Annotated in this window: 18 protein-coding genes; 2 read left to right on the top strand and 16 right to left on the bottom strand. The window is 50.9% G+C overall.

All coding sequences use genetic code 11. The annotated features are described in order from the left end of the window. Positions 1-16 precede the first annotated feature (16 nt). The 3 genes from U868_RS0103630 to trmJ form a co-directional block, all read right to left on the bottom strand. Positions 17-1,231, bottom strand: coding sequence for an IscS subfamily cysteine desulfurase (locus tag U868_RS0103630; RefSeq protein ID WP_025152100.1), 1,215 nt, complete (start codon positions 1,229-1,231; stop codon positions 17-19). 50 nt (positions 1,232-1,281) lie between these two features. Continuing rightward, positions 1,282-1,773 carry a Fe-S cluster assembly transcriptional regulator IscR gene (iscR, locus tag U868_RS0103625; RefSeq protein ID WP_004236939.1) on the bottom strand — a complete coding sequence of 164 codons (492 nt, stop codon included), beginning with the start codon at positions 1,771-1,773 and terminating at the stop codon, positions 1,282-1,284. 84 nt (positions 1,774-1,857) lie between these two features. Beyond that, complete coding sequence (trmJ, locus tag U868_RS0103620; protein WP_025152099.1) at positions 1,858-2,595, bottom strand: tRNA (cytosine(32)/uridine(32)-2'-O)-methyltransferase TrmJ; 738 nt, start codon at positions 2,593-2,595, stop codon at positions 1,858-1,860. 119 nt (positions 2,596-2,714) lie between these two features. Here trmJ and suhB point away from each other — a divergent pair, with 119 nt between their 5' ends. Then, the gene (suhB, locus tag U868_RS0103615; RefSeq protein WP_025152098.1) at positions 2,715-3,518 is read left to right on the top strand and encodes an inositol-1-monophosphatase; all 804 of its coding nucleotides are present in this window, start codon (positions 2,715-2,717) and stop codon (positions 3,516-3,518) included. Positions 3,519-3,573: 55 nt separating this feature from the next. Here the strand turns inward: suhB and U868_RS0103610 are convergent, their stop codons facing one another. Both U868_RS0103610 and glyA read right to left on the bottom strand, forming a co-directional pair. Then, a complete protein-coding gene (locus U868_RS0103610) occupies positions 3,574-4,725 on the bottom strand; it encodes a 3-phenylpropionate MFS transporter (protein ID WP_025152097.1) in 1,152 nt (383 codons plus the stop codon). Positions 4,726-4,805: 80 nt separating this feature from the next. After that, positions 4,806-6,059: a serine hydroxymethyltransferase gene (gene glyA / locus U868_RS0103605; protein WP_004236943.1), complete on the bottom strand. Its 1,254-nt coding sequence runs from the start codon at positions 6,057-6,059 to the stop codon at positions 4,806-4,808. A 370-nt stretch (positions 6,060-6,429) separates the two neighbouring features. On the opposite strand from glyA, the gene hmpA reads away from it, so the two are divergent. After that, positions 6,430-7,611 carry an NO-inducible flavohemoprotein gene (hmpA, locus tag U868_RS0103600; RefSeq protein ID WP_025152096.1) on the top strand — a complete coding sequence of 394 codons (1,182 nt, stop codon included), beginning with the start codon at positions 6,430-6,432 and terminating at the stop codon, positions 7,609-7,611. Positions 7,612-7,756: 145 nt separating this feature from the next. On the opposite strand, the gene U868_RS0103595 is transcribed toward hmpA, so the two are convergent. The 11 genes from U868_RS0103595 to purL all read right to left on the bottom strand — a co-directional run bounded on the left by U868_RS0103595 (position 7,757) and on the right by purL (position 26,286). Beyond that, positions 7,757-8,026 carry a hypothetical protein gene (locus tag U868_RS0103595; RefSeq protein ID WP_162817205.1) on the bottom strand — a complete coding sequence of 90 codons (270 nt, stop codon included), beginning with the start codon at positions 8,024-8,026 and terminating at the stop codon, positions 7,757-7,759. Between the two features lie 94 nt (positions 8,027-8,120). Then, positions 8,121-8,459: a nitrogen regulatory protein P-II gene (glnB, locus tag U868_RS0103590; protein WP_004236946.1), complete on the bottom strand. Its 339-nt coding sequence runs from the start codon at positions 8,457-8,459 to the stop codon at positions 8,121-8,123. 12 nt (positions 8,460-8,471) lie between these two features. Beyond that, the gene (locus U868_RS0103585) at positions 8,472-10,094 is read right to left on the bottom strand and encodes an NAD+ synthase (protein WP_025152094.1); all 1,623 of its coding nucleotides are present in this window, start codon (positions 10,092-10,094) and stop codon (positions 8,472-8,474) included. A gap of 107 nt (positions 10,095-10,201) precedes the next feature. Further along, complete coding sequence (gene glrR / locus U868_RS0103580) at positions 10,202-11,542, bottom strand: two-component system response regulator GlrR (RefSeq protein WP_025152093.1); 1,341 nt, start codon at positions 11,540-11,542, stop codon at positions 10,202-10,204. Positions 11,543-11,549: 7 nt separating this feature from the next. Then, a complete protein-coding gene (gene qseG, locus U868_RS0103575) occupies positions 11,550-12,338 on the bottom strand; it encodes a two-component system QseEF-associated lipoprotein QseG (protein WP_025152092.1) in 789 nt (262 codons plus the stop codon). 21 nt (positions 12,339-12,359) lie between these two features. Further along, positions 12,360-13,799, bottom strand: a complete 1,440-nt coding sequence (locus U868_RS0103570; protein ID WP_025152091.1) for a sensor histidine kinase — start codon at positions 13,797-13,799, stop codon at positions 12,360-12,362. Positions 13,800-14,422: 623 nt separating this feature from the next. Then, complete coding sequence (locus tag U868_RS0103565; protein WP_025152090.1) at positions 14,423-15,136, bottom strand: cell envelope integrity protein TolA; 714 nt, start codon at positions 15,134-15,136, stop codon at positions 14,423-14,425. Between the two features lie 3 nt (positions 15,137-15,139). Beyond that, a complete protein-coding gene (locus tag U868_RS0103560) occupies positions 15,140-17,938 on the bottom strand; it encodes a M16 family metallopeptidase (RefSeq protein WP_025152089.1) in 2,799 nt (932 codons plus the stop codon). Next, the gene (locus tag U868_RS0103555) at positions 17,935-19,605 is read right to left on the bottom strand and encodes an ABC transporter ATP-binding protein/permease (protein WP_025152088.1); all 1,671 of its coding nucleotides are present in this window, start codon (positions 19,603-19,605) and stop codon (positions 17,935-17,937) included. Before U868_RS0103555 ends, U868_RS0103560 begins: the two co-directional genes overlap by 4 nt. A gap of 67 nt (positions 19,606-19,672) precedes the next feature. Continuing rightward, on the bottom strand, positions 19,673-22,024 hold the full coding sequence (locus tag U868_RS0103550; RefSeq protein WP_025152087.1) for a TonB-dependent receptor plug domain-containing protein: 2,352 nt from the start codon (positions 22,022-22,024) through the stop codon (positions 19,673-19,675). A gap of 374 nt (positions 22,025-22,398) precedes the next feature. Then, positions 22,399-26,286 carry a phosphoribosylformylglycinamidine synthase gene (gene purL / locus U868_RS0103545; RefSeq protein WP_025152086.1) on the bottom strand — a complete coding sequence of 1,296 codons (3,888 nt, stop codon included), beginning with the start codon at positions 26,284-26,286 and terminating at the stop codon, positions 22,399-22,401. Positions 26,287-26,415 lie beyond the last annotated feature (129 nt).

The following is a 26,415-nucleotide window of genomic DNA, read 5'->3' as shown; positions in this document are numbered from 1 at the left end:
TCCTGAAACCGTCTGATTAGTGGTGTGACCATTCAATGCTGTTAATATCAACACCTTGCTTGTGCATTTCCCACAGCGGGGAAAGATCGCGCAGGCGGCCAATTGCGTTATGGATAAGTTTGATAGCATAGTCAATCTCTTCCTCCGTCGTGAAACGACCCAGAGAGAAGCGGATTGAGCTGTGCGCCAGTTCGTCGGTCATACCCAGGGCGCGCAGAACATATGACGGCTCCAGGCTGGCAGACGTACAGGCAGAACCGGATGATACCGCGAGATCTTTCAGCGCCATCATCAGGGATTCACCTTCAACATAGTTGAAACTGACGTTAAGAATATTCGGTGCGGAATGCTCCGGGCAACCGTTCAGATAGGTTTCTTCGATATCTTTGATACCGTTCCACAGACGCATACGCAGTGCGGACAGACGCTCAGCTTCCGCTGCCATCTCTTCTTTGGCGATACGGTAAGCTTCACCCATACCGACAATCTGATGCACTGCCAGAGTACCTGAACGCATACCGCGCTCGTGACCACCGCCGTGCATCTGCGCTTCAATGCGGATACGCGGTTTGCGGCGGACATACAGTGCACCGATACCCATCGGGCCGTAAATCTTATGGCCGGAGAAGGACATCAGATCCACTTTCAGTTTGCTTAAATCAACCGGCACTTTACCGACGCTCTGGGTGGCATCCACATGGAAAATGATCCCTTTGCTGCGGCACAGTTCACCGATTGCTTCGATATCCTGAATCACACCGATTTCGTTATTCACATGCATGATGGAAACTAAAATGGTGTCCTCACGCATTGCGGCTTCGAGTTCAGCCAGGTCGATCAGGCCATTACGCTGCGGCGCAAGATAGGTCACTTCAAACCCTTCGCGCTCTAACTGACGGCAGGTATCGAGTACCGCTTTGTGCTCAGTTTTGCAGGTAATAATGTGCTTGCCTTTTTTCTCATAGAATTTGGCTGCACCTTTAATCGCCAGGTTGTCAGACTCGGTGGCACCGGAAGTGAACACGATTTCACGCGGATCAGCACCGACCAGATCAGCAATCTGGTTACGGGCAATATCGACGGCCTCTTCGGCCTGCCAGCCAAAACGGTGGGAACGTGAGGCCGGGTTGCCGAAGATGCCGTCCATTGTGAGGCATTGCATCATTTTTTCAGCAACACGCGGATCAACCGGGGTGGTTGCTGAGTAATCTAAATAAATCGGTAATTTCATCGCTCAATTGCTCCATGAACTACGGTTGCGTTGTTAACGCAGGTTTCTGCTTATGCTTGCAGATTGATAATCGTTTCGTTAATTGCCAGATTATGTGCACGACGTTTATCATCCTGGCGATCAGCAACATCAATCACTTCTTTATGATTTACTAACTCTTCCAGACTGATACTGCTTAAAAAATCAGTAATACGGTCACTCAGGTCACGCCACAGCGCGTGTGTCAGACAGCGGTCACCGCCCTGACAGCCTTCCTGAGTTCCCTGACAGCGGGTCGCATCAACGGATTCATCGACGGCCGAGATGACCTGAGCAATGAAAATCTCACCGGCACCGCGTGCCAGCAGATACCCGCCGCCCGGCCCGCGAACGCTGGAAACCAGCTCGTTTTTACGCAGACGGGAGAAGAGTTGCTCAAGATAAGAGAGGGAGATACCCTGACGTTCAGAAATGTCAGCCAGTGGTACGGGCCCCTCATGGGAGTGCAGCGCTACGTCGAGCATAGCGGTTACCGCATAGCGCCCTTTTGATGTCAGTCTCATAACCGGATCCCCGTGATAAATGGTGAAGAAATTGTGTCATTCCTGAGTAATTTAGTCAACTATTTAACCCAGTAATTTACTCAACTATTTTTTCGCCCATTTCTCAACAGAAGTCAGGATACCACGCAGGATATTCAGCTCCTGTGTTTCCGGATGCGCGCGGGTAAATAAGCGGCGCAGACGGTTCATAATCTGACCCGGGTGTGCTTTGCGGATAAAACCGGATTCATTGAGAACCGATTCCAGATGCGTGTAAAACCGCTCCATATCATCCGCCGGCGGATAGTGTACCTCATCTGCCTCATCATTATTTGCCGGTTCGCTCTCATTCTGAGAGGCAAGAAATGCCATCCGGATCTCATAACTGACCAGCTGCACCGCCATCGCCAGGTTCAGCGAGCCGTATTCCGGGTTGGTCGGGATATAAAGATGATAATTACACTTCTGTAATTCGTCGTTGGTCAGCCCGACACGTTCACGGCCGAAAATAATCGCAACCGGTGCGCTCTGTGCGATTTTAACACTTTTTTCCCCGCATTCACGCGGTTCAACCATCGGCCACGGCAGTGTGCGTGACCGGGCACTGGTGCCGATCACCAGTTCACAACCGGCAATCGCCTCATCCAGGGTACTGACAATCTTTGCATTGCCGATAACGTCACTGGCACCGGCAGACAGCGCGATGGCGTGAGAGTCCGGCTGTACCTGCGGATTGACCAGATAAAGGCTGGATAACCCCATTGTTTTCATCGCCCGCGCAGCGGAGCCCATATTGCCTGTATGTGAGGTTTCCACCAGGACGATTCGGATATTTTCGGACATAACACACTTTCTTTGAGAAATTATCGCAATATCTTAACACAAGAATAGTCAGATTGACGATCACCTGTTATACTCCGCCGCGTTTATTTTCGTTCTTTAACATCCCGGTGGACAACCCCATGCATCCGATGCTTACCATCGCCATACGTGCTGCACGTAAGGCCGGCAACCTGATTGCCAAACACTATGAAATGCCTGACACTGTTGAGACTACTCAGAAAGGTTCCAATGACTTTGTGACCAACGTGGATCGCGAAGCCGAGCAGATGATTATCGAGATCATCCGCAAATCTTATCCGAAGCACACTATTATCTCCGAAGAGTGCGGTGAGTTACCCGGTGAAGAATATGATATGCAATGGGTGATTGATCCCCTGGATGGCACCACCAACTTCGTCAAACGTCTCCCGCACTTCGCGGTATCTATCGCATTCCGTATCAAAGGCCGCACTGAAGTGGCGGTTGTTTACGATCCGATGCGTAACGAATTATTCTCTGCTGTCCGTGGTCAGGGCGCGCAATTAAACGGCTACCGTCTGCGCGGTGCCACCGCCCGTGATCTTGACGGTGCGGTACTGGCGACCGGCTTCCCGTTCAAAGCCAAACACCACGCTGATACCTATATCAAAATGCTCGGCAAACTGTTCACCCGCTGCTCAGATTTCCGCCGTACCGGCTCTGCCGCGCTGGATCTGGCGTATCTCGCTGCCGGCCGTGTGGACGGTTTCTTCGAAATCGGCCTGAAACCGTGGGATTTCCTCGGTGGTGAACTGCTGGTCCGTGAAGCGGGCGGTATCGTCACTGACTTCACCGGTGACCACCGTTATATCGACAGCGGTAACATCGTTGCAGGCAGCCCGCGTGTGGTCCGCGAACTGCTGGCAGAACTGCGTGATGAGCTGACTGAGTCACTGAAACGCTGATTCTGTTCCGCCAGATGTAAAAAAGGGTGATGACTTTCGTCATCACCCTTTTTTATTATGCGTTTTCCGGGGTCTGCGGCCGGACTTTCGGCCTCAGGAACAGAGCCGGAAGCACCGTCAGTGCCATCAGATAAAAGATGCCGCCGTGGATATCCTCATACAGATACCCCGCCACCAGCGTCATCACCGCAATCGCCCCGCCCATTGCCAGCGCGGAATACGCCGCCTGCAACGGAATAATTTCCGCGGATTTGCGGGCACCGATAAAGCGCATCGCCGCCAGATGGCACACGGTATAGGTGCCGCTGTGCAGAATTTGCGCCACAATCAGCACCGGCAGTGCCGCCGACATGCCCAGCAGTGACCAGCGCAGAATACCGCAGATACCGGAAAGCAGTAACAGGCTGGCCGCACTCCAGCGGCGGAACAGTTTATTACTGAAGGTAAAGACAATCACTTCCGCCACCACACCCAGTGACCAGAGATAACCGATCGCGGCATCAGAATACCCCACCTTCTGCCAGTAAATCACACTGAAGCCGTAATAGGCGGCGTGTGCCCCCTGTAACAGACTCACACACAGCAGAAAACGAACAACGGCATTATCTTTCAGCAGAACACGGAAACTCACCTGCGGCCCGCGCTGTTTCATTTCCCCGGACGGCATAATGCGCGGACGCAGCAGCGATGTCAGCAGCAGTGAGCCGGTACTGACCACTAATGCTGCCAGGATCACCTCATGCTTCCAGATATCCATCAGCATCCCGGTAACCGAGGTGGCGATGATAAATGCCACCGATCCCCAGACACGGATCGAGCCGTAATCCATCGGGAACTGTTTTTGCCAGGTTGCGGCAAGGGAATCCCCCAGCGGGATCATCGGCGAGAAAAAGAGGTTGAATCCGGCCATGACAAAAAAGAGCCATAGCCAGTGCGAGCCGAAATAAAACGCCACCGCGAACAGAAAAGCGCAGAGTGCCATCAGTCTCAGGGCAAAAATCAGCCGTGACGGGTCTTTAAACAGCGGCGTGATAAACAGACTGCCGATGAACCGCGCCACCAGCCCCACACTGAGCAACATACCGACCGTTGCCACATCATGCCCTTCACCTTTCAGCCATGCGCCCCAGTAGGGAAGAAAAATCCCGTAGGAAAAGAAATACGTAAAATAATCAAGCGCCAGCCAGAGCGATGACGGAACAAACATCTGCCTCTCCTTTCAGGAATACAAAAAACCCGCTCGCGGCGAACGAAGCGGGTTTTGGTTACATCAGATTGGTAACGCGATTATGCGTAAACCGGATATTTCGCGCAGATAGCCAGAACTTTTTGTTTCACAGCTTCAATGGTCGCTTCATCATTGAGGTTATCTAACACGTCACACATCCAGCCGGCCAGTTCACGGGCTTCTGCTTCTTTGAAGCCGCGGCGGGTAATCGCCGGGGAACCGACACGGATACCGGAGGTCACAAACGGGCTCTTCGGATCGTTCGGCACACTGTTTTTGTTGACAGTGATGTTAGCACGGCCCAGTGCCGCATCCGCATCTTTACCGGTGATGTCTTTATCGACCAGATCCACCAGGAACAGATGGTTCTCAGTACCGCCGGACACCACTTTATAACCACGGTTCAGGAAGACTTCAACCATTGCTTTGGCATTTTTCACAACCTGAACCTGATTTGCTTTAAATTCAGGCTCCATTGCTTCTTTTAACGCCACCGCTTTACCGGCGATAACGTGCATCAGCGGGCCACCCTGGTTGCCCGGGAATACGGCTGAGTTCAGTTTTTTGTACAGATCTTCATCACCGCCTTTCGCGAGGATCATCCCGCCGCGCGGACCCGCCAGGGTTTTGTGCGTGGTGGTGGTGACAACGTGAGCATGCGGAACCGGGTTAGGATAAACACCTGCGGCAACCAGACCGGCAACGTGGGCCATATCAACAAACAGGTAAGCACCGATGCTGTCAGCGATTTCGCGCATTTTCGCCCAGTCAACCACACCGGAGTAAGCAGAGAAGCCGCCGATGATCATTTTCGGCTGATGTTTTTTCGCCTGTTCAGCGACATCGTCATAATCGATTTTACCGGCAGAATCGATACCGTAAGGGACGATATTGTACAGTTTACCGGAGAAGTTTACCGGAGAGCCGTGAGTCAGGTGACCGCCTTCCGCTAAATTCATCCCTAATACGGTATCGCCCGGTGACAGCAGTGCGGAGTACACTGCAACGTTAGCCTGGGAGCCTGAGTGCGGCTGAACGTTGGCATAATCTGCGCCGAACAGTTCTTTTGCACGGTCAATCGCCAGTTGTTCCACGATATCCACATATTCGCAGCCGCCGTAGTAGCGTTTGCCCGGATATCCTTCCGCATATTTGTTGGTGAGCTGGGAGCCCTGAGCTTCCATAACGCGCGGGCTGGTATAGTTTTCAGAGGCAATTAATTCAATGTGCTCTTCCTGACGACGATCTTCGTCTTTCATCGCCTGCCAGAGTTGTGGGTCGTAATCTGCAATATTCATTTCACGCTTTAACATTCGCTTCTCCTGACTCGCCTGATGCCGATAAAAAAACACCCCTTTCCGGGGACGAATGCCCTACAGTGTAAACCCTTTTTCTGAATTGAGATAGCCCCGGAAACAAAAAATACGCAAACGATTGCATGCCGGTAAAATCAGGTAATTACCGCACTTATTATTTCATAAGAATATCCTGTCCATCGGACACAATACCGGATTTGTGATCCCCCCTTACCCACGCTCACTGATCAATTTCGCTATTTTCAGCGGATTTTCAGAAACAGCAGAAAAATTTGCGCTTTACAAATTCTGCCCTGTATTATAAGTTGCATAAAAAATACATGTTATAAATTTCACACTGATGTGATGCTTTTTCAGGAGCCCTGCTATGCTCGATGCACAAACTATCGCCACCGTAAAATCCACTGCCCCGCTGATTGCCGCCACCGGCCCGAAACTGACTGCTCATTTTTATGACCGCATGTTTCGTCAGCATCCGGAATTAAAAGATATCTTCACCATGAGCCACCAGCAGAACGGTGCGCAGCGTGAAGCGTTGTTTAATGCGGTCTGCGCCTATGCCATGAATATTGATAACCTCGGTGCGCTGGGTGCGGCAGTGGAAAAAATTGCCAATAAACATGCCAGTCTGATGATTAGACCTGAGCATTACCCGATTGTCGGGGAAAACCTGCTGGCCACCATTGAAGAGTTGCTCAATCCGGGTGAGGAAGTCCTTACCGCCTGGGGGAAAGCATACGGCGTGCTGGCGGATATCTTTATTCAGCGCGAAGCCGGACTGTATCAGGAAAAAGCGGCGTCACAGGGCGGATGGGAAGGACTGCGTGAATTCCGTGTGATCCGCAAACAGCCGCAGAGTGAACTTATCACCAGTTTTGAACTGGCACCGGTTGATGGCAGGCCTGTCGCGGATTACCGTCCGGGGCAGTATATCAGTGTCTATATCAGTGATGAGGCGCTTGAAAACCAGGAGATCCGCCAGTACTCCCTGACACAGGCACCGGACGGTAAAACCTACCGGATTGCGGTCAAACGTGAGGATAAAGGTACAATTTCCGGCTGGCTGCACGCCAATGTGCAGGAAGGTGATGTGGTCAGACTGACGCCGCCGCTGGGGGATTTCTTCCTGGAGGCAGAAAAAGAAACGCCGGTGGTTCTGATTTCCGCCGGTGTCGGCTTAACACCAATGATGGCTATGCTGCAAACACTCGCAGCGCAACAGCATCCGGCAGACGTGACCTGGCTGCATGCGGCAGAGCACGGCGGTGTGCATGCCTTTGCGGATGAAGTAAACCGGTTTGGTGCTCAGCTGCCGGCGTTCAGCCAGACCGTCTGGTACAGAGAGCCGCGTGCAGATGAAGCGCATCCGCACCTGACCGGGCTGATGGATTTAACCGCTCAGCAGGATGTCCTGCTCAGTAAAACCCGCCATTATTACCTGTGCGGCCCGGTGGCCTTTATGCAGCACATTGCACGTCAGCTGACGGCCATGGGCGTCAGTGCAGACCAGATCCATTATGAATGTTTCGGTCCGCACAAAATTTTATAATCGCGACAGAATAACAATAACAACACGCTGAGTATTCAGCGTATGTGCTGAAGTAAATGCACATTTGAGTAACAGTGACATAACCGCCGAATTTATATCTATCCCATCCTTTCGCCCGGTTTGCTGTTACTCTTTTTTTTGCCCGTCAGTTTTTATACCGCGCCCGGTTCACACATTTTTTGACTGCCTGTGAGAAGTACATCACCTTGGCTGAATGAATACACGTTTCCAGCTCGTCACGTTCTTCTTTATTTAAATTCATTCCGGAAACCTGCGCAAACAGCGCCGGTAATTCATGCTGACCGGGGTCTTTCAGTACTGACTGCAGGATAATAATACCGGCCATAACCAGAATAATCACCACAGCACATACCGCAACGATCCATTGTATTACCCGCACATGTATTGCCCGCACAGTCTTCTCCTTTTACTGACAGATAAAAAAATCCGGCGGTATCAGAAATGACAGCCGCCGGATAAGAATGATTTGCAGGGATGCTCAGCAGGACTCAGATAGCATCTTCATCCTGTTCCCCGGTACGGATCCGGACAACCTGTGCCACATCAAACACAAAGATTTTACCGTCACCGATTTTACCGGTCTGCGCCGTCTGCATAATGGTTTCCACACAGGTTTCGAGAATGTCATCGGCGACAACAATTTCAATTTTCACCTTCGGCAGAAAATCCACCATATATTCCGCGCCGCGGTACAGTTCGGTATGCCCTTTCTGACGACCGAACCCCTTCACTTCTGTTACGGTCATCCCGGTGATCCCCACTTCAGCCAGAGCTTCGCGGACATCATCGAGTTTAAACGGCTTAATAATTGCCTCAATCTTTTTCATTGTCAGATCCTGTTACCAATTTTTGCGGCCAAACCCGGATGTAATCGGGTAACGGCGATCTTTGCCAAAGTTCCGGGCGGTAATGCGCGGTCCCACCGGTGACTGGCGGCGTTTGTATTCATTGATATCCACCAGCCGGATAACCTTGCGGACCACCGCTTCATCAAACCCGGCGGCGATCAGTTCACCGGCGGACATGTCTTTTTCAACATACCCGGCCAGCAGAGCGTCAAGGATGTCATACGGCGGCAGACTGTCCTGATCCAGCTGACCCGGCGCCAGTTCTGCTGACGGCGGACGGGTAATAACCCGCTCCGGAATCGCCGGAGAGAGCGTGTTGCGGTATCTTGCCAGTTCAAACACCATGGTTTTCGGCACATCTTTCAGAACGTTAAAGCCCCCGGCCATATCCCCGTACAGTGTGGAGTAACCCACCGCACACTCGCTTTTATTACTGGTGGTCAGCACAATGCGGCGGCATTTATTGGACATCGCCATCAGGATCACCGCCCGGCAACGCGCCTGTAAATTCTCTTCGGTGGTATCAACCGGCGTTCCGGCGAATTTCGGCGCCAGTTCGTGCATAAAGGCGTCAAACATCGGCTCAATCGACACCACATCAAATTCCACACCCAGCAGCTCTGCCTGCTCACGGGCATCGTGGATACTGATATCCGAGGTGTAACGGAACGGCATCATCACCGCCTGCACTTTGTCTTTACCCAGCGCATCAGCGGCAATGGCGACCGTCAGGCCGGAATCGATCCCGCCGGACAGACCCAGCAGCGCTCCCTGAAAACCATTTTTGCGGACATAATCCCGTGTTGCCAGCACCAGCCCCTGATAAACCTGAGCCAGAACAGACAATGACGGTGCCGGATCCGCCATCGGCGTGATGGTTAAATCGGTAAACTGACACTGCGCAATTTGCTCTGAAAACGCTGCAAGACGATGCGTTACGCTGCCATCTGCGGCGAAAACAGCAGAATCACCATCAAAAATCAGCTCATCCTGCCCGCCGACCTGGTTGAGATAGACCAGCGGCAGCCCGGTACGGCGGCAGTGCGCCTGTATCAGTACATCCCGGGTATCAATTTTATCAGTGGAATACGGTGACGCATTCAGTGTCAGAATGATTTCCGCACCAGCCGCTTTCAGGGCATCCACCGGGCCGTCAGTCCAGATATCCTCACAAATGAGTAACCCGAGGCGATAACCGCGAAAATCAATCACACAGGTTTCTGTCCCTGCCGTAAACCAGCGTTTTTCATCGAACACACCGTAGTTCGGCAGTTCCTGTTTGAAATAGCGGGCGCGGAGTGCCCCTTTCTCAAAGAACGAGAGGGCATTATAGATGTGACCGTTTTCCTGCCACGGGTGCCCCACCAGCACAGCACAGTCACCGCTGGCCTGTTGGATCCGGGTGAGGCTCTGCACTATCCGCTGATGAAAATCAGGACGGAAAACCAGGTCTTCCGGTGAATACCCGGACAATGCCAGTTCGGAAAACATGACCAGATCAGCCCCTGCCGCCTGCTGCTCCGCCATGGTTTTCAGAATACGTTCACCATTGCCTTCGATATCTCCGACCAGAAAATTCAGTTGAGCCAGGGCGATATTAAGTGTACGACGCATAAAATCCTGTTCTCCCGGGATAGATCTCACCGTATGTAAAAATTAATAATAAAACAGCTAATAATGAAGATGATAGCAAAATGTGCCGGTTCGCACCGATTCTTTGCTTATTCTTTAAAGTCGGCCGCATCCAGCTCATGCCGGGACAGTAATTTATAGAACTCTGTCCGGTTACGCCCCGCCAGACGGGCCGCATTGGTCACGTTACCTTTGGTCATCTGGAGAAGTTTACGTAAATAGTTGAGTTCAAACTGGTTACGGGCTTCCGCAAAGGTCGGCAATGCCGTGTTTTCCCCTTCCAGCGCCTGAGCCACCAGCGACTCACTGATCACCGGTACGGTAGACAGCGCCACGCACTGCTCGATAACGTTAAGCAGCTGACGGACGTTGCCCGGCCAGCTCGCACCCATCAGGCATTTCATGGCATCCGGAGAGAAGCTGCGGACAAACGGCTTATGTTTTTTCGCCGCTTCGCGCAGAATATGATTGGCCAGCAGCGGGATATCTTCAGCCCGCTCATGGAGTGTCGGAATTTTCAGGTTAACCACATTGAGGCGGTAGTAGAGATCTTCACGGAATTCGTGTTTTTCCATCGCCTTGGGTAAATCGCGGTGTGTCGCGGAAATGACGCGGACATCAATATCAATGTCGCGGTTACTGCCGAGCGGGCGCACTTTGCGCTCCTGGAGAACACGCAGCAGCTTGACCTGCAGCGGCATCGGCATATCTCCGATTTCGTCGAGGAACAGTGTGCCGCTCTCTGCCGCCTGAAACAGCCCTTCCCGGCTGCTCACCGCACCGGTAAAAGCCCCTTTGGCATGACCGAACAGCTCTGATTCCAGCAGCTGTTCCGGCAGTGCGCCGCAGTTAATGGCAATAAAGGGCTTTTTCGCTCTCGGGCTGGCTTTGTGAATGGCCTGTGCCAGTACCTCTTTCCCGGTACCGCTCTGGCCGTTGATCAGCACACTGACGTCGGATTGCGCCACCATACGTGCCTGCTCCAGCAGACGCAGCATCAGCGGGCTGCGGGTAACAATGCTCTCACACCAGGATTCATCACTGACCGTGGTGGTGGAGAGTGCCAGCGCATCGTCAATCGCTTTATATAACGCATCACGATCCACCGGTTTGGTCAGGAAGCTGAACACCCCCTCACGGGTGGCAGCCACCGCATCCGGAATGGAGCCATGGGCCGTCAGGATGATTACCGGCATACCGGAATGGGTTTTCTGGATCTCGGCAAACAGCGCCATACCGTCCATTTCATCCATCCGCAGGTCACTGATAACCAGATCGATTTTTTCTTTATTGAGTACCTTCAGCGCGTCAGGGCCGCTTTCTGCCGTTGATACCCGGAAACCTTCACTGCTCAGGCGCATCCCCAGCAGTTTCAGTAAGCCCGGATCATCATCAACCAATAATAAGTTTGCGCTGCGGCGTACTGTCATGCCGGGGTTACTCCTTTTTATCCTGTGCCGGTTTGGTTTCTGCGGCTTTCGGTTCTGCCGGTTTGGCTTCTGCCGGTTTAACATCAGCAGGTTTTGCTTCCGCCGGTTTCGGCTCTGCCGTACCTGCTGCCTCTTCTAATGCTTCGCGGCGCTCTTCGAGGGCACTTTCCAGTTCCGTATCGGCTTTGGTCGGTTGTTTACGACCGGCCAGCTGGCGCTCGATGTTGCTCAGATTTTCCAGCTTGCGGGTGGTATTCTGCAGTTCAAACTGCAGCCGGGCATTGACCGCACGCAGCTGATCAATCCGGCCGTCAGTATCACTCTGCAGGCGGCGGTAACGCTGGCGTTCATCACTCAATGTAATCGCCTGTTTCAGCTGAGCACGCCACAGGGTCATCAGCGGGCGCAGTGATACCGGGAACCGGGTACTGTAAGTATTCAGGGTCTCAAGCACCTTACGTTTATCATTGGCCGGGCTGCCGGTGTTATTGAGTAAAATACTCTGGCGCAGCGCGGAATCCCAGCTGTCAGGGGTGATTTTTCCTGCCATAATGCGGGCTGTATCACTGCTGAGCAAATCAGCGCAATCCATCATCCGCAGCCAGTAAAGCGCATTTTCTGTCGCAGCCGCAGAGTTGAGTTCCCAGATAGCGTGACAATCCGCAATCCGGTAATCTGTTGTCCGCTCCTGCGGCAGGACGACAGACGCCAGCGCGGAAAGATCCGGCGGCGTTGCGGTTTTTACACAACCGGCCAGCAACAGCGGGACGGCGGCAATCAGGGACTTAAATGTCATTTTCAAGTTAATGCTGACCTGTTATTCCAGTAAGGTGTGGAACGGAAGCTGAATACGGAAGCACACATCCGCACCTTCAGAACCGACTAATATCAGTTCGCCGCCCATCCGGTTAATACAATCCCGGGCAATACTCAGCCCCAGCCCGCTGCCTTTGACCGCACCTTTGCGCTGCAGAGAACCCTGGTAGAACGGTTCGAAGATCATTTCCTGTTCTTCTTCCGGGATCGGCGTACCGGTATTGGCGACATCTATCTGTATATGCTGACCGGCTTTCCGGCTGGTTATCCGGATCTTACCCGATTCAGCGCCATAGTGTACCGCATTTGAGTACAGATTATCGAGTACACGTGTTAATAAGACCGGTTCAGCCCAGACACTGGTTTCATCCAGCCCGACTTCCGTCGTGATTTCTTTGCTTCTCGCCGGTAAGCTGTGGGCGCTGACCACCTCGTGTACTACCGTATCGAGATTAACCCATTTGGCTTCTGTCGGGCTGTCCACCAGGGTGCGGTTATACTCCAGCAGCTGTTCAATCAGTACCTGTAAATGGCGGCTGCTTTCACTCAGTATAGATACCACCTCTTTCTGATCCGCCGTCAGCGGTCCCGCCACTTCATCTGCCAGCAGTTCAGTACCTTCCCGCATACTGGCCAGCGGTGTTTTCAGTTCATGGGAAATATGGCGCAAAAATTCGTGACGCTGGGATTCCAGCCAGTCAAGACGCTCACTCAGCCAGACAATCCGCAGCGCCAGCGAACGCAGTTCTCTCGGGCCGTTAAAATTATCAAGGCGGTGTATCAGGTTGCGCCCTTCTCCCAGACGGTTAACCATCCGTTCAATCACCTTCACCGGCCCGATAATCATACGGGTAAACAGAATAATCAGTCCGGTGCTCAGAACAAATACCAGCAGGCTCTGCCAGCCGAATGACTGACCTTTGCGCGCGATAGCATTCTGGAGTTCCTCACCGCGCCGGAAATTCGCCTCACGGATAGCCTGCACCAGGTCAGCATTACTGCGGGCAAAGGCTTCCAGGTGGGTGGTCATGGCGGCAACCGGCTCACCATTTTCACACTGCAGGACAGATAACTGTCCGAGACTGCCGGCGATGTCATCAGTATAGCGCGGATCGGGGGTGGATTGTTTCTGGCGGGCGAGATAGTCCTCATAGCGGAGATACTGTTTGTGCCAGACATTTTTCAGGGTTTCATTTCCCAGCACACAATACTGACGGTAGCTGCGCTCCATTTCCAGCGCCAGGCTCGACATTTCCTCACTGCGCCGCGCATCCTGTACGGTTGAGATACTGATTTGCGCCGCCTGATTACTCAGTTCATCAAGACTCTGATACGCCTGCCACGCCAGTCCCAGCAACGGCAGCAATACCAGACAGAATGCCACCACGACCAGCTGACGCAGCGAACGCGGAAATAATCGCCATTTTTTCAAGATTGTCATCTCTTAACCTGTTGTCATGTGCATGATGCTAACCGGTTCCGGGATAAGAGAAAAGTCTCAGCATGCATCAGTGCGAAAAAGAGAACAGAAAAGACGCAGGAAGGTATAAAATGATGACGGGACGACAGTTTCCTGCCGTCCCGTCAGTGAGATTAAGGTGGTGCCTCACTCAACGTGTCGCCCTGTGTCTGATAAAGCTTGCGCAGTTATCGGTATTAACGGACGGTAGGCACCTTACTCTGGCATCATTCCCGGGCTTATGTGGCATGTTTCCGCCTTATTTGCGGGCCGACATAAAAAATTGAATGAGCAACTGAAGAAGATATTGCAACTGCTGTGCCAACTTTTTAAAATAAAAACCAAGACATTGTTATTAAAGTAAAAATATTTTCAAAGATAGCTTTAATCTTTTCAGGATACGGCCATAACCACATAAGAACCCGGCTTTGCCCCTATTTTATGAAAAACCGTCTCTGATTTGCGACAGTCTTTTTTGTTCTTTTTTACCTCTTTAAATATCAATGTGTTGCATGTCTCTTTTTGGCGACATTAAAAATACCGACTGTCGTTATTTTATGACAAAGACGATTTTTTATACCGGAACAGACAAACAAACACGCTGTTTACTTAATAAAATCCACCGTCAGGACAATGCTTTTGTCTAATCCCGGCGGAGGGATCCCCACCGGCTGATATTGACTGACCGCACCGAGGGCAATTTTATCCAGTATCCGGTTCCCCGAACTTCTGATCACCACTGGATCAGAAAGTGCGCCGGTTGCGGAAATACTGACATTAATATCAACAGCCGCGCTGATCTTTCTGATTCTGGCGGGATAATAAATATACCGCAGGATTTCTCTGCGCATTTTTTCCCGGTATAACCACAGCTCGTCGTCACTCTGCTGCCCGGCAACGGTATCGGCTGCTGTCAGGTTATGATTTCCGGCCGACAGAGATGACTGTAAACCGGTATCCGGAACCTCTGCCGGTTTATGCGCATCGTTATCATGCCGCGGTGCGGTAACCGGCTTTTTAATTTTCTGCCGCGGTTTATTCCCGCGTTTTTTTCTGTTTTTTTCCGCCTGCCATTCTGATTTTTTATCCGCTGCCGGGCTTATCACCGGTAACGGACTTTCCGTGCTCTGTTCCGGTATATCCGGAGAATGTTCATCCGCCTTTTCCGGCGCAGGCAGCAATAACATGGCATTGCGGTTATCTGTCCGGATATTGCCGTTCTCCGCGTAATCAGGCTGGCTCACAGAGAATAAAAAAATAAGCAGTCCGCCGTGAAGACACAGAGAAAAGAATAAACCGGCCGGGTTGCAGCGATTCATTGATTACTCCGCAGGCAGTAATACCGCATGGAATTTTCCGGCATGACGTAAAAAGTCCTGTAAAACGACTTCAGTCTCTTCCGGTGAGGCCTTTTCATTTGCCCGCAGTGAAGCACCGATTAATAACGGCCCCCCGGTCAGCATATAACTGCGTTCAATATCTTCCAGTATGCCGGTCACCGAATTACCGGTTCGTTCAAGAATATCGCGGCTCTGAACGATTTTATTTCTGAATACCTGCCGATCAATTCCTTTCTGCTCAAATTCCGTCAGCACACGTTCACTCAGGGTAATCAGTTCATCCACCCGTTCCGGCGCACAGGTGAACATGATCCGTCCCTCATCCTGTATTTCAGACGGGTTGTGCCAGAACCATGCGGTGACACTGTAGACACCCGATGCCTCCTCACGTAATTTTTCACGCAGTTTTTCCTGAATCAGCTCGCCGCCGATCTCCAGATAATAGGCATTATCCGGCCGCCAGCCATTTTTGCGGACAAGATAAATTTCCACCTCTGCCCTCGGCTCCTGCAATCCTCTGACAATTAATGGTGTTTCCGGTGTTCCGGCTTCAATTGCAACGGGTTCTCTGCCATCATTTTTTACATCAACAGATGCCAGATATTTCTCTGCGATTTTTTCCGCATCGCGGGGCTGAATATCACCGGCAATGAAATAGGTAAAATCGGTTTTATTACTGATATAACGTTCATACAATTGCGTCAGTTTTTCCGCACTCAGTGTATCAAGATCCTGCCGGGTGACATCATATATGGTATGTTTTTCCGGATAACGCAGTGATGATATTTTCTGCATAAAGAGATGCTGACTGTCTTTATTATTCTCCGCCAGCTGTTTATCCATTTCTGATTTATATTTACGCCATACTTTTTCCGTTACCCGGCTTTCATTTAATTTCAAATGAAAAAGCGTCAGAATTTTTTCAAGATTATCCGCCTCTGCCCAGCCGGAAAAACCCTGCTGATGCTCATCCAGTAATGTTGACATCACCACCGGACTTTTATTAAAAACAGCCTGTAACGCGGACAGCGGATAACGGCCAAAACCGGTTTCATCCGTCAGGCTGACAGCAATCCGCAGCGCATGATAATCGTCATCCGGTACTGACCGTAATCCGCCGGGTGTCAGCGCTTTAAAGAACACTTTTCCCGGATTATCATTATTGTACTGATAGATTAACCGGCTGCCGTTACTCAGCTGATATTCCCTGATATTATATTCTTCAACCGTTCTGATAAGTTTCACACTGCCGGCCGTGACATTAATATCCGGTAGTTCTGTTATTTGTTCTGCGGCCGGGTCCCATTTTTTCTGTGGTAACCTGTGGCTTTCAATCCAGTTTTTTTCCAGTGTTGCCGTATCCATGACCTGCGGCTGTATTTTCTCCGGATGCGTTATCATCACCAGCCGGGATTTTACGGCAGTCATCGTATGAAATGCGCTGTTCACATCGGCTAAGGTAATATTTTTCAGGTAATAGCGATTGAGCAGAAATTTATCATTCTGCCCTGCAAGGAGCTGATGGCTGGCTGCTGCCGTCATCATGTCCGCCGCAAGATCAATACTGTAAATGGTTTTATCTTTCTGCTTTTCATTAAGCCGGGTTAACCGCTCAAGCTCTTCATCCAGCTCAGCCTGCGTAAAACCCTGCTGCTCAGCAGCGGCAAGAAAATTAAAAATACTCAGCGTGGCTTCATCATATTTTTCATCGGATAATTGCAGGGAAAATACCGATTGTATGGTTTCCCTTCCGGTCGCTGAAGAGTAATAATTTGCGGTACTGATAAATTCATCATTCTCTTTTTCCAGATACTGTAACCGGATATTTATCAGCCGGGTCATAATCTGATTAACCAGATCATCCTTATAACGGGTCAGTGAATAATCTTCCTGATAAGGGCTGAAAAAACTGATTTCCACCGCCGGTGTCCGGATTTCATCCTCATGAACAAAAGCCGCGCGCCAGTGTTCCGGCAACGGTACTGAATAATCAATCATCTCAGGCGGATCTTTTCTGACCGGAAGCATTGTTAATTTTGTTTTCAGCAGAGACAGAATGTGTTGTTTATTAATATCCCCGGCAACCACCAGCGACATATTATCCGGTCTGTACCAGCGATAATAAAAATCAGCCACCCGTTTACGGCTGACATATTGTATTGTTTCCGCATCCCCGATAGGGTCGCGTAATGCATAACGCGATCCCGCCATCTCAATGGCGCTCTTTTTATCTCCCAGCCGCAGCATTGCACCCAGTCTGGCGCGCCACTCTTCCAGAACAACACCCCTTTCTGCATCCAGATCCGCCTGACTGATGGTGACCCGCCCTGCCCAGTCAGCAACAATATCCAGTGCAAGGTTAATTTTTGCCGGATCATTATCCGGCAGATTTAATGTGTAGACGGTATTTTCAAAGTCCGTGAATGCATTAATATCAATACCGAATTTTAATCCCGCTTTTTCCAGGTCACGGATCAGCTGATTACCGGGGAAATGTGTTGTGCCGTTAAATGCCATATGTTCGACAATATGCGCGACACCTCTCTGGTCATCATCCTCATTCATTGACCCGGCATTAACAACCAGCCGGATATACACTTTTTTCTCCGGTGTGCTGTTTTCGGCCAGAAAATAACGGAATCCGTTATTCAGCGTGCCGGTTTCTATTGCCGGGTCATACCGAAGTGTTTTCATTTTCAGCAGATCATTAACCTGTGTCTGCTGACCGGAACAGGCGGCAAGAATAAATAACATACCGGTTAGCAGTAGTATTCTTTTCATAAAATCAACCCGGGCTTATCATTTCTCACGTCTTCCCTGTGAGATATTTCAATAATATGACTGTGAGCCAGTTTTTCCCTGAGTAACCGGCTCAGTGTTTTATAATTTTCCTCATCGAGTTCAGATAAAGCCTCATCAAGAAACAGCCAGTCCGGTTTTTGTATCAGACACCGTGCCAACATTATTTTCTGGAGTTCTCCGCCGGATAATGTGTGCTGCCAGTTTTTCCCGGTATCCAGTTCAGGAATAAAATGGCTGAGTCCCACATCTGTTAATGCACCGGCCAGCAATGCATCGTCATATTCCCCGTGAATATGGGGATATATTAAAATTTCCCGCAATGTGGCTTCCGGTAAATACGGTTTCTGGGGAATAAACATGCAGTTATTATCCGGAGGCATGGATAATGAACCTTTATAATGCGGCCATAACCCGGCGAGTGTGCGCAGGAATGTACTTTTTCCGCATCCCGACGGGCCTGTAATTGCGCTGCTGTCCGGAAAGGTGCCGGACATATTTTCCTGAACCGGGCGGTTATCCGGTAAAAATACCGATAACTCAGACCATTCGGGAGAATCAGACTGACGGATTGTGCCGCTGCCGGTAATCGAATCCAGCTGCGCGCTGAATGTCACCAGACGCCCGGTGACTGCCCGCCAGTTTGCCACTGACTCATAAGAATCGACAAACCAGCTGAATGCTTCCTGTACCCGGTAAAATCCGGTTGCGGTCTGCATCATATCCCCGAGCTGCAGACTGCCGCTCATCAGTCGCGGCGATGCCACCAGATACGGGAAAATGCGGGCGACCTCATTATATCCGCTGTTAAAGGCCTGATATTTCATTTTCATTCCGGTCAGATATTGCCAGTTCTGCCATATTTTTCCGAATAACCGTTTTGATGAGGATAATTCCGCCTTTTCACCGCGCAGAAAACTGATCGACTCCGCGTATTCTTTTACCCGCATCAGGTGAAAACGAAAGTCGGCTTCGCATTTTTCCTGCTGAAATGTCAGCGGGATCAGTTTTCTGGTAATTTTATGGGTGAGCCATGTACCGATAACGGAATACAGTATTGCCACCCACACCATATATCCCGGTATTACCCATGTCATTCCGCCCAGCTCAAATGTCAGTGTTCCGGAAAGATTCCATAAAATAACGGTAAAAGACACCAGGCTGGTGACTGTCCGCAGTAATCCCAGCCCCAGCTGTAATGTCTGGTCACAAAATTCTTTTATATCCTGAGCAATACGCTGATCCGGGTTATCACTCTCTTTATACAAAAGCGGATGCCGGTAAATACGCTTATGGCTCAGCCACTGCGTAAGAAACCGCTCTGTCAGCCAGCCCCGCCAGCGGATACGTAATGTCCGGCGCAAATACTCTTCAATTAGATCGACTGAAGAATAAACCGCCATAATCAGAACAAACTGACTCAGCATCGGCCAGAAATTATCCCAGTCCTTATTTTGCATCAGATTAAAGAAATCACGGTTCCAGTCGCTGTATTTCACCGCAATTTCAACAACAATATAATTAAGTGCAATGACAGACATAATCAGCGGCCAGGCTATTTTCCATTCCCGGCTTTTCCAGTACGGACAGGCCAGACTCCAGACCTGTTTGATAAATTTATTCTTATTTAATTCTGATTCACTATTCATACAATTATTTGCCATTGACCTGCCGGCAGAAAACAACATTTTCCGCCGGCAGTTGCTTATGTCTTAATTAAAATTCATAACCGACTTCAAGCCAGAATTCACGTCCCGGGGTGTAAATTCCGTATTCATTTGAACTGTACCCTTTATTCTCCATTTTCCTGACCTGATTCAGTACATTAAGCACTTCAGCACGGAAATAGAGCTGATGTGAACCGTAAATAGCCGGCTGCCAGCTCAGGCTGGTATCCCACTGAGTATGTGTTCCGAAGTTTTGTGTTTTATAAACAGTGATATCATCCGTACTGTTGGTTTCTGCGTAAGAATGGATCGGTGCTTTAATATAAAATTTATTCGACCAGGTAATGTTATTATCCGGGATCTTCATATCAACCCCCAGACGTACCATCCACTCCTCTTCATTATTATTGACTTCTTTTTCCATCTGAGCGCGGGACATCAGACGACCATCGAGAATAACCGCCTCATCCGGATCTAATGTTTTTTCAAGATCCGCCCTGCCGGTATTCAGCCAGTCAGCACCTAATGTGGTATTCCACTCTGTTGCACCAAGAGTCCACGGTGTTTTATTGGTTATTTGCAGTGTATAAATCTGCGCATTAAAATCATCGCCGTTGGTGAATGAATCAACTTTCTTATCATCCTGAGTACTGCGCTTAACCACAATCCGCTGTTTATACTTTCTGTATGTATAATCCGCGGAAATACGCCAGTTATTCCAGTCCTGATTAACCCCGAAGTTTAATTCATCTGAATGCGGCGTACTTAAATGTGTCAGTGAACGGTAATCACGGGTACGATCCTGATTCAGTTCCAGTATTTTCCCGGATAACTTCATCGTGGCAAATGAACGTCCGTAATAACGGTTAAGTCCGAACGTAAACCGGGTATCCGGTAATGCCTGCCAGTAAGCCGTAAAACGGGGAGCAATATTTGTGTTACTTAAATAATTATCCCGTTCCAGACGTAAACCCGGGCGGAATGTGAAATCACCGGTTTTAATCGTGTCCTGAGCATAAAGTGCATAATTCTGATAAGAGGTATTTACGGTTCCTTTTGACGCGGTCAGTTCACTTAAAAGAACATCCCGGCCGCTGCTGTCAATCAATGATACCGTTGAGTGAACATCGTCATCCCGCTTAAACGCATATGCCGTATGCCGGTAATCGGCCCCGGTATTGAAAACGTGCTCTGTATTTCCGAAGAAGACGGGGTCAGCATTATAATCGATAATTAAATTGATATTTTCCTGCGTCAGCTGGCTGTTACCATAGCCGCCTTCCTCGAAATCAAGGCCGGTATCCAGGTCAGTCACCACACTGGCTTCGGTACTGTTGGAACGGCGTTTATCGGAAAACTTATCATACGCCGCCGTTGATGTCAGTTTACCGCCCGGCACAGACTGAATATACCGGATTGTTGTACCGTAGGCCTGATGGGTATCATTGACGTTATTATCAATATTATTGGCGTAAAATTTACCCTCTTTATAATCTGACATGCGGAACCCGGCTTCCAGCGTCCGGCCGGTATCCGGTGTCCAGTTAAAATTGGCCAGCATATTGTCGGAGCGGCGGGTGTGATTACGGTTATCTGTCTCTCCTTCCGGATTCAGCATCCGGGTCTGACGGATATCAGAATCACGGCGGCTGAAGCCGAATACCATACCGGTATTCTCCGTTAATCCGTATTCTGCCGTCAGATTAAAAAATTCTTTTTTATAAACGGGCTGAAATTCCGCATTCATCCCGTTGGGAACTTTTTTGTCCAGCGCTTCTTTTACGGCTTCATCCGCTTTTAATGATGCCCAGGAAGACCGGGTGGTACGGTAGCTGACTGATGCACGATTTTCCCCGCTGTACTGACGGGTTTCCGCCACAACTGCCCCGCCGGTAAATCCGCCCAGATTTGCCGGAACGTTATTACTGTAAACCGTTATTCCCGAAAGTAATTTCGCATCAAAGAAATAGGCCTGTTCTGAACTCTTATTCGGATTGACGCCCATGGTGCCATCAAACAAAGCGGATGCCGGGTCGATATCATTATTAATATTCACCCCGTCTATCATATAGGCCGTCTGTTCTGAAGGCGCACCGTTAATAGAAACAGAAAGCGGTTTAATTTCACCATTGGTAAATCCTGTTTCTGATTTGCTCTCCACACGGGCACCCGGGACAGCTTTCAAATAATCACTCAGGTTACTGTTAGATGATGGTGAATCCTTTATTTCCTGCTCTGTTATTGTTTTAGCCGATAAAGGATCGTCTGTCTCTGAATGTGCATCCGATTTAACCGCAACCTTAATATGGTTATCGGGGTTATATTGAGCTGCATGTGTATAAAAACTACAAAATGAACTGCCGGTAATGGCGGCAATAAGTAACTTATCTCTGTTTTTCATTGGGTTAACTTTACCTGAAAGCTAATGATATTTATTCGCATTATCATTATTGTTTGCAGATGCTAGCATGATGAAACTGCGTATTCAACGAAAATAATAATAATGAAATCATGTTTCATCACATTATTGATAAAGTAATTATTGAATAATATTGGATGGTAATACCGATACAGCGGAATTTAAAACTGGCCAAGATAAGATTTTCAAAAAAATTATCTTAATATTTGTGTTTGTATTCAGACAGGAACTCATTAATAACAATTATCAATGTTGTTCAGCAACTGACAGAAGCAGAAAGGATTTATTATTGCAGCAATATTATTGTGGTAAGTAAAAAAAGCGGGCAGAACTAAAAAGTCATACCCGCGTATTTATCAGCCGAATTGTTGACGGGCATTGCGGAAGATCCGCAGCCACGGTCCGTCCTCGCCCCAGTTTTCCGGATGCCATGAGTTGCTGACCGTACGGAAGACACGCTCCGGATGCGGCATCATAATGGTCGCGCGTCCGTCATCGGTGGTGACTGCCGTGATACCGGCCGGTGAACCGTTCGGGTTGGCCGGATAACGTTCGGTGATCTGCCCGTAGTTATCCACATATTGCAACGCGACCAGGCCGCGTTCCGTCAGCGCCTGCTGATGTGCCGCATCACGGAATTCCGCCAGCCCTTCGCCGTGAGACACCGCAATCGGCATCCGCGAACCGGCCATGCCCCCCAGCAGCAGTGACGGGCTTTGTGCCACTTCGACCAGACTGAAACGCGCTTCAAAACGTTCAGAGCGGTTGCGGGTAAAGCGCGGCCATAAATCCGCCCCCGGGATCAGATCCCGCAGGTTTGACATCATCTGACAGCCGTTACAGACCCCGAGTGATAAGGTGTCCGGGCGCGCAAAGAACTGTGCAAATTCATCCCGTACCTGCGGATTGAACAGAATCGATTTCGCCCAGCCTTCACCGGCACCCAGCACGTCTCCGTAAGAGAAGCCGCCGCAGGCAACCAGCGCCTGAAAATTGTCCAGCGGAAGATGCCCGTTCAGCAGATCACTCATATGCACATCAATAGCATCAAAACCGGCACGGTGGAAAGCAGCCGCCATTTCCACATGGGAGTTAACCCCCTGCTCACGCAGCACCGCGATACGCGGACGCACGCCTTTTGCAATATACGGCGCAGCGATATCCTCATTCTGATCGAACGTCAGTACAACGTTGAGGCCCGGGTCTGTCAGATCCTGTTTCGCTTCGTGCTCTTCATCGGCACAGGCCGGGTTATCACGCTGACGCTGCATCTGCCAGGTGGTTTCCGCCCACATGATCCGCAGTTCACGGCAGGACTGGTGATAGACTTCAGTATTATGGCTGCGGACAATGAAATCATCCCCCGGCACAGCTTCACCGAGAACATGCAGCATATCTGCCAGCCCGGCATCGGTGAAGGCCTGCACTACGCCATCCAGATCCGCTTCACGCACCTGAAGCACCGCGCCCGGCTCTTCGGTAAACAGTGCGCCGAGGATATCCTCATCAAATGCACTGATATCCGCATTCACACCACAATGTCCGGCAAACGCCATTTCCGCCAGGGTGACAAACAGACCGCCGTCCGAGCGGTCATGATACGCCAGCAGTTTTTCATCCCGTACCAGCGTCTGCATGGTATCAAAGAATGCACGCAGCGCCTGCGGATTGCGCAGATCTGCCCCTTTTTGTCCCAGCTGACGATACACCTGAGCCAGCGCAGTCGCACCGAGGGTATTACGTCCCTCTCCCAGATCCACCAGCAGCAGACGGTTCGGCACATCCGCACGCAGTTGCGGTGTGACAGTCCGGCGTACATCATCCACGCGGGCAAACGCGGTGATCACCAGCGACAGCGGCGAGGTCATCTCACGCTCTTCGCCCTGCTCATTCCAGCGGGTTTTCATCGACATCGAGTCTTTACCGACCGGGATAGTCAGGCCGAGCGCCGGACATAACTCCTCACCCACCGCTTTCACCGCCGCATATAACCCGGCATCTTCGCCCGGATGTCCGGCGGCAGCCATCCAGTTAGCGGATAATTTAATCCGCTTAATATCACCAATCTGCACACCGGCAATGTTCAGCAGCGCTTCCGCCACCGCCATCCGCGCTGAAGCGGCAAAATCAAGCAGTGCGACCGGCGCACGTTCACCGATGGACATTGCCTCACCGTAATAGCTGTCGAGGCTGGCAGTAGTCACCGCACAATCCGCCACCGGGATCTGCCACGGGCCGACCATCTGATCACGGGAAACCATGCCGGTCACCGTGCGGTCACCAATGGTGATCAGGAAGGTTTTTTCCGCCACCGCCGGTAAGTGCAGCACACGTTTTACCGCTTCATGCAGATTGATATCACGGCGGTCAATCGGTGTGCCTTCCGCAGTCAGTGTAGTGACATCACGGCGCATTTTCGGGGTTTTACCCAGCAGGATATCCAGCGGCATATCAATCGGCTGATTATCAAAATGGCGGTCATTCAGGATCAGGTCACGTTTTTCTGTCGCCTCACCAATCACCGCATACGGCGCGCGCTCGCGCTGACAGAGTGCTTCAAACAACGGCAGCTGTTCAGGCGAAACTGCCAGCACATAACGTTCCTGGGATTCGTTACACCAGATTTCCAGCGGACTCATGCCCGGCTCGTCACTGAGAATATCACGCAGCTCAAAACGTCCGCCGCGCCCGCCGTCACTGACCAGCTCCGGCATGGCGTTGGAGAGGCCGCCTGCGCCGACATCGTGGATAAACAGAATCGGGTTGTTATCCCCCAGCTGCCAGCAGGCATCGATCACTTCCTGGCAGCGGCGTTCCATTTCCGGGTTATCACGCTGCACAGAGGCAAAATCCAGATCCGCATCCGACTGACCGGATGTCATGGAGGAAGCCGCACCGCCGCCCAGACCGATATTCATCGACGGGCCGCCTAATACAATCAGTTTCGCGCCCGGCGGGATCTCCCCTTTCTGCACGTGGTCAGCACGGATATTACCGATACCGCCCGCCAGCATAATCGGTTTATGGTAACCGCGCAGTTCCCCGCCGTTGTGGCTGCTGACTTTCTCTTCATAGGTCCGGAAATAGCCGAGCAGTGCCGGGCGGCCGAATTCGTTATTAAATGCCGCGCCGCCGAGCGGGCCTTCGGTCATGATGTCATACGCGCTGACAATGCGATCCGGTCTGCCGAAATCCTGCTCCCACGGCTGGGTAAAGCCCGGGATGCGCAGATTGGAGACAGAAAACCCGGTTAATCCCGCCTTCGGTTTGGCACCGCGCCCGGTCGCACCTTCGTCACGGATTTCACCGCCGGAACCGGTTGCCGCACCCGGCCACGGGGAAATGGCGGTCGGGTGGTTGTGGGTTTCCACTTTCATCAGGATATGGGTCTCTTCCTGATGATACTGATAACTGCGCGCTTCCCCTTCAGGGAAAAAACGCCCGGCAGAAGAACCTTCCATCACCGCTGCGTTATCTTTATAGGCAGACAGTACATGATCCGGTGTCTGTTCAAAGGTGTTTTTAATCATCTTAAACAGGGATTTCGGCTGCTCTTCGCCGTCAATCACCCAGTCGGCATTAAAAATCTTGTGGCGGCAGTGTTCAGAGTTTGCCTGGGCAAACATATAGAGTTCCGCATCGGACGGATTACGGCCGAGTCTGGTGAATGCATCCGCCAGATAATCGATTTCATCTTCCGCCAGCGCCAGCCCCAGCGAAATATTGGCTTTTTCCAGTGCCGCACGTCCCTGACCGGACAGATCGATCACGGTCAGCGGTGCCGGTTCATGTCGGGCAAACAGCGCCTGAGCCTGTGACAGCTCACTGAAAACTGTTTCTGTCATGCGGTCATGCAGCAGCACACTCAGTTGCTGTCGTTCATTCTCTGTCAGCCCCGTGGCAGTGATATAGTAGGCGATCCCCCGCTCCAGCCGGGTAACGGCTGACAGACCGCAGTTATGCGCGATATCCGTGGCTTTCGATGACCAGGGAGACAGTGTCCCCGGGCGCGGCGTGACAAGAAACAGGATCCCTTCCGGCGCATGTTCCGCCAGCGACGGACCGTAGCGGAGCAGCTGCTGTAATTTGGTGTGCTCATCGTCGGTCAGGGGTGCGGAAAGATCAGCAAAATGCACATATTCCGCATAGATGTTGGTCACCGGCAGGTGGTGTTCAGTGAACGCGCTGATAAATTTTGATACGCGAAACGCAGATAACACAGGTGAGCCACGCAAAATTTCCATAGTTGTCAGTTCTCTCTTTTTAACACGCAGAGCCATCGGCCCGGAGGGGAAACGGGCACATTATAGAGCAATACTGGCGCCGACGAAACCGTTTGCGTGACGTTTTTTCCCGGCGGGATTTTTTCCGGA

It is taken from the genome of Morganella morganii H1r (genome assembly GCF_000633515.1).
In the GTDB taxonomy this organism is placed as follows: Bacteria; Pseudomonadota; Gammaproteobacteria; order Enterobacterales; family Enterobacteriaceae; genus Morganella; species Morganella morganii_B.
Note: the sequence above shows the minus strand (reverse complement) of the source record. Positions and strands in the feature narration are given on the sequence as shown.

What these genes read in the sequence shown, in the direction of transcription:
- U868_RS0103630 (WP_025152100.1), bottom strand. Translation starts at nt 1,231, where the DNA reads ATGAAATTACCGATTTATTTAGATTACTCAGCAACCACCCCGGTTGAT.
- U868_RS0103610 (WP_025152097.1), bottom strand. Translation starts at nt 4,725, where the DNA reads ATGTTTGTTCCGTCATCGCTCTGGCTGGCGCTTGATTATTTTACGTAT.
- U868_RS0103585 (WP_025152094.1), bottom strand. Translation starts at nt 10,094, where the DNA reads ATGCGTCGTACACTTAATATCGCCCTGGCTCAACTGAATTTTCTGGTC.
- glyA (WP_004236943.1), bottom strand. Translation starts at nt 6,059, where the DNA reads ATGTTAAAGCGTGAAATGAATATTGCAGATTACGACCCACAACTCTGG.
- hmpA (WP_025152096.1), top strand. Translation starts at nt 6,430, where the DNA reads ATGCTCGATGCACAAACTATCGCCACCGTAAAATCCACTGCCCCGCTG.
- glnB (WP_004236946.1), bottom strand. Translation starts at nt 8,459, where the DNA reads ATGAAAAAGATTGAGGCAATTATTAAGCCGTTTAAACTCGATGATGTC.
- U868_RS0103550 (WP_025152087.1), bottom strand. Translation starts at nt 22,024, where the DNA reads ATGAAAAACAGAGATAAGTTACTTATTGCCGCCATTACCGGCAGTTCA.
- U868_RS0103570 (WP_025152091.1), bottom strand. Translation starts at nt 13,799, where the DNA reads ATGACAATCTTGAAAAAATGGCGATTATTTCCGCGTTCGCTGCGTCAG.
- U868_RS0103565 (WP_025152090.1), bottom strand. Translation starts at nt 15,136, where the DNA reads ATGAATCGCTGCAACCCGGCCGGTTTATTCTTTTCTCTGTGTCTTCAC.
- glrR (WP_025152093.1), bottom strand. Translation starts at nt 11,542, where the DNA reads ATGACAGTACGCCGCAGCGCAAACTTATTATTGGTTGATGATGATCCG.
- trmJ (WP_025152099.1), bottom strand. Translation starts at nt 2,595, where the DNA reads ATGTCCGAAAATATCCGAATCGTCCTGGTGGAAACCTCACATACAGGC.
- purL (WP_025152086.1), bottom strand. Translation starts at nt 26,286, where the DNA reads ATGGAAATTTTGCGTGGCTCACCTGTGTTATCTGCGTTTCGCGTATCA.
- qseG (WP_025152092.1), bottom strand. Translation starts at nt 12,338, where the DNA reads ATGACATTTAAGTCCCTGATTGCCGCCGTCCCGCTGTTGCTGGCCGGT.
- iscR (WP_004236939.1), bottom strand. Translation starts at nt 1,773, where the DNA reads ATGAGACTGACATCAAAAGGGCGCTATGCGGTAACCGCTATGCTCGAC.
- U868_RS0103560 (WP_025152089.1), bottom strand. Translation starts at nt 17,938, where the DNA reads ATGAAAAGAATACTACTGCTAACCGGTATGTTATTTATTCTTGCCGCC.
- suhB (WP_025152098.1), top strand. Translation starts at nt 2,715, where the DNA reads ATGCATCCGATGCTTACCATCGCCATACGTGCTGCACGTAAGGCCGGC.
- U868_RS0103555 (WP_025152088.1), bottom strand. Translation starts at nt 19,605, where the DNA reads ATGAATAGTGAATCAGAATTAAATAAGAATAAATTTATCAAACAGGTC.